The 4,112-nt window shown below is 73.2% G+C and carries 1 protein-coding gene; it reads left to right on the top strand.

Annotated features, from left to right (window positions below; genetic code table 11):
• Positions 1-4,112 (top strand): SDR family NAD(P)-dependent oxidoreductase (locus ACI2K4_RS36180; RefSeq protein WP_404517624.1); only part of this gene is annotated, 4,112 nt, incomplete at both ends.

Genomic DNA, 4,112 nt, shown 5'->3' with positions numbered 1-4,112 from the left:
TTCTCGACGGTCACGGGTGACTGGCTCGGTGACGAGGTACCGGACGCCGCGTACTGGGTACGCAACCTCCGCCACCGGGTCCGATTCGAAGAAGCGATAAGGGAGTTGGCCGCCGACGGCTTCGACGCCTTCGTGGAATGCAGCCCCCACCCGGTCCTGGCGGGCAACGTGGCGCACACGCTGGAGGAGACCGACCGGGACGCGGTCGTGACCGGCTCGCTGCTCCTCGGGGACGGCGGCCTGCGGCGCCTGCTGACCTCACTGAGCGCCGTCTTCACCCACGGCGTCCCCGTGGACTGGTCCCGGATCTACGCCGGCACCGGTGCCCGCCGGGTCACGTTGCCCTCGTACGCCTTCCAGCGCGAGCGCTTCTGGCTCGCTCCCGACACCGGCACCGGTGCCCCTGACGTCGCGTCCGCGGGGCTCGTCCCGGCACGCCACCCCCTGCTCGGCGCTGCCGTGCGCACCGCCGCCCACGAGAGCCTGGTCCTGACCGGACGGCTCACCGCCCAGAGCCACCGCTGGCTCTACGACCACGCCGTCGGCACCCTCCCCCTCCTGTCGGGCACCGCCCTGCTCGAACTGGCGGCCCACGCCGGCGCCCGGAACGGTACCCCCCACATCGACGAACTCACCCTGCACGCCCCGCTGCCGCTGCCCTCCGAGGGCGACGCCACGGACCTTCAGGTGACCGTCACGGCCGACGGCCCCGACCGCGCCACCGCGACCGTGCACAGCCGTGCCGGAGCCGACGCCCGCCAGGAGGCCCCGGAATTCGGAGCGCCCTGGACACATCACGCGACGGCGACCCTCCGGGGCGCCCCCGAAGCGGTCCCCACCGCGCCCGACTGGGCAGCAGCCTGGCCGCCTCCCGGCACCACAGAGACCGATCTCACCGGCTTCTACGACGAACTGGCCGATGTCGGATACACCTACGGTCCCGCCTTCCAGCGCCTCGCCCGCCTCTGGAAGGCCCCCGACGGCACCGCCTACGCGGAAACGCGTCTGCCGGAGGGAGACCGGTCCGATTCCCCGGAAGACACGGCATTCGCCCTCCACCCGGCGCTCCTCGACGCCGTCCTGCACGCCGTGGTCGCCACCGGCCGCCCCGAGGACGGACTGCGCCTGCCGTACGCCTTCACCGAGGTCGCCGTACACACCCCCGGAGCCCGCGCGCTGCGTGCCCGCATCACCCCCTCCGGCACCTCCGCCGTCACGCTCGAACTCGCCGGACCGTCGGGGCAGCCGGTGGCGAGCATCGCCTCCCTCGCCCTGCGGCCCGCAGACACCACGCGGCTCACCGCGTCGCACGGCACGAGGGCCCGCTCCCTGTTCGGCGTCGAGTGGGAACCGCTGCCCCTGCCGGCCGGGGCCCACCCCGTCGGCCACTGGGCCGTACTGGCCGACGACGCGGCACCGGTCCACGACGCACTGAGGCACCTCGGCTCCGCCCCGGACACCTACCGCGACCTCGACGGCCTGCGGGTCGCCCTCGACGCCGGAGCCACCGCGCCCGACGTCCTCGTGTGGGCCGTCCGCGACCCGAACGGCGACACGTTGACCGCGGCGCACGGCCACACGGCCACGGCTCTGGAAACCGCCCGTCTCCTCCTCCTCGACGAACGCCTGGCAGGCACCCGCCTCCTCGCCGTCACCGAGGGAGCAGTCGGCCCCGCCCCCGTGGCCGACATCGCCGCCGCCACCGTCTGGGGCTTCCTGCGCACCGCGCACACCGAGACCCCCCGACGATTCCTCCTGGCCGACACCGACCGGGACCCCGCCTCGCTGCGCCTCCTGCCCGCCGTCGCCGCCGGCGACGAACCCCAGGTCGCCCTGCGCGACGGGCGGGCCCACGCCCCCCGTCTCACCCGCGTCACGAGTCAAACCGAGGACACCACCGTCCCCTTCGGGCCCGACAGTACGGTCCTGCTCACCGGCGCCACCGGACACGTCGGCCGACTCATCGCCCGGCGCCTGGTCCGTGAGCACGGCGTACGGCGCCTCGTCCTCGTCAGCCGAGGCGGGGCGGAGGCGACCGGCGACCTCACCGACGAACTCCACGGCGCCGGATGCGAGGTGACCACCCTCGGCTGCGACCCCGCGGACCGCGACGCCCTGCGGACCGCGCTCGAGGGGATCCGAGCCGACCACAGCCTCACCGCGGTCGTGCACGCGGCAGGCGTCCTCGACGACGCCGTGGTCACCTCCCTGACGCCCGGCCAGCTCACCACGGTGCTCCGCCCCAAGGCGGACGCCGCCTGGAACCTGCACGAACTCACCCGGGACGAGCCCCTGACCGCGTTCGTCCTCATGTCCTCGGTCTCCGGCCTCCTCGGCGGTGCGGGACAGGCCAACTACGCCGCCGCCAACGCCTTCCTCGACGCACTCGCGGCGCACCGCGCCGACCTCGGCCTGCCCGGACAGAGCCAGATCTGGGGCCTTTGGGAACAGGACGACCTCAGCGGCGGCATGGCCTCCGGCCTCGACACCGTCGACCGCGCGAGGCTGGCCAGGCTCGGCGTGGCAGCCCTGCCCGAGGACGAGGCCCTCGCACTCTTCGACCGCGCGGTCGCCGAACCCGGGCCGCTCGTCGTCCCCACTCGGCTGGACCTGCGCGGGGTGCGCGAAGAGGCGGGCGAAGCGATCCCGGCCCTGCTGCGCGGACTCGTCCGCCCGGCACGGCCCAAAGGGCCCGAGGGCAGCTTCGCCGAGCGTCTGGCGGCCCTGGCACCGGACGAGCGGACCGACCTGGCGCTCGATCTCGTACGCGACCTGGCCTCCGCCGTCCTCGGCCACGCCTCCGCCGACAAGGTCCCCGTCGCGCGCGCCTTCCGCGACCTCGGATTCGATTCGCTCAGCGCACTCGAACTGCGCAACCGCCTGAACAACGCGACGGGGCTGCGCCTTGCCGCCGGTCTGGTCTTCGACCACCCCACTCCCATCGCACTGGCCGCCCACCTGGTCGACCAACGTGACCACACCGAACGGCGGGAGGAACCGGTGGCTCCGAGTGAGCCCACCGACGAGCCCCTCGCGATCGTCGGCATGGCCTGCCGCTACCCCGGAGGCGTCACCGGTCCCGAAGAACTCTGGGAGCTGATGGCCTCCGGCGCTGACGGCATCGGCCACTTCCCGGCGGACCGCGGCTGGGACCTCGACGCGCTCTACCACCCCGACCCGGACCACACCGGCACGTCGTACACGCGTGAAGGCGGATTCCTGTACGACGCGGGCGATTTCGACGCCGGCTTCTTCGGTGTGTCGCCGCGTGAGGCGTTGGCGACGGACCCGCAGCAGCGGTTGCTCCTGGAGACCTCCTGGGAAGCCCTGGAACAGGCCGGATTCGACGCGAACGGCCTGCGTGGCAGCCGAACAGGCGTCTTCGCGGGACAGGTGTACCACGACTACGCGCCGTCGCCGGAGCGCACGCCGGGACATGTCGAGGGTCTGCTCATGACCGGCAGCGCCGGCAGTGTCCTGTCGGGTCGGGTGGCCTACACGTTCGGTTTCGAGGGTCCGGCGGTGACGGTCGACACGGCGTGCTCGTCGTCGTTGGTGGCGGTCCATCTCGCGGGCAGGGCGTTGCGCTCGGGCGAGTGCGATCTGGCCCTGGCCGGAGGTGTGACCGTCATGGCCACCCCCAGCCCCTTCGTTCAGTTCGCACGCCAGCGGGGGCTGTCGTCCGACGGCCGGTGCAAGCCCTTCTCGGCGGACGCCGACGGCATCGGGATGGCCGAGGGAGTCGGCGTACTCGTCCTGGAGCGGTTGTCTGACGCGCGTCGTCGTGGGCACCGGGTGCTCGCGGTGGTGCGGGGCAGCGCCATCAACCAGGACGGTGCCAGCAACGGCCTGACCGCCCCGAACGGCCCTGCACAGCAGCGGGTGATCCGGGCGGCGTTGGCCGACGCCGGACTCCGGACCTCGGATGTGGACGTGGTGGAGGCCCACGGCACCGGCACCGTCATCGGTGATCCGATCGAGGCGGAGGCGTTGCTGGCCACGTACGGGCATGGGCGTGACCCGGAGCGGCCGTTGTGGTTGGGGTCGGTGAAGTCGAATGTCGGGCATGCGCAGGCTGCTGCGGGTGTGGCCGGTGTCATCAAGATGGTCGA

It is taken from the genome of Micromonospora sp. NPDC050397 (assembly GCF_044901685.1).
In the GTDB taxonomy this organism is placed as follows: Bacteria; Actinomycetota; Actinomycetes; order Mycobacteriales; family Micromonosporaceae; genus Micromonospora_G.
The sequence above is the reverse complement of the archived record's forward strand: the minus strand, read 5'-3'. Positions and strand labels throughout refer to the sequence as shown.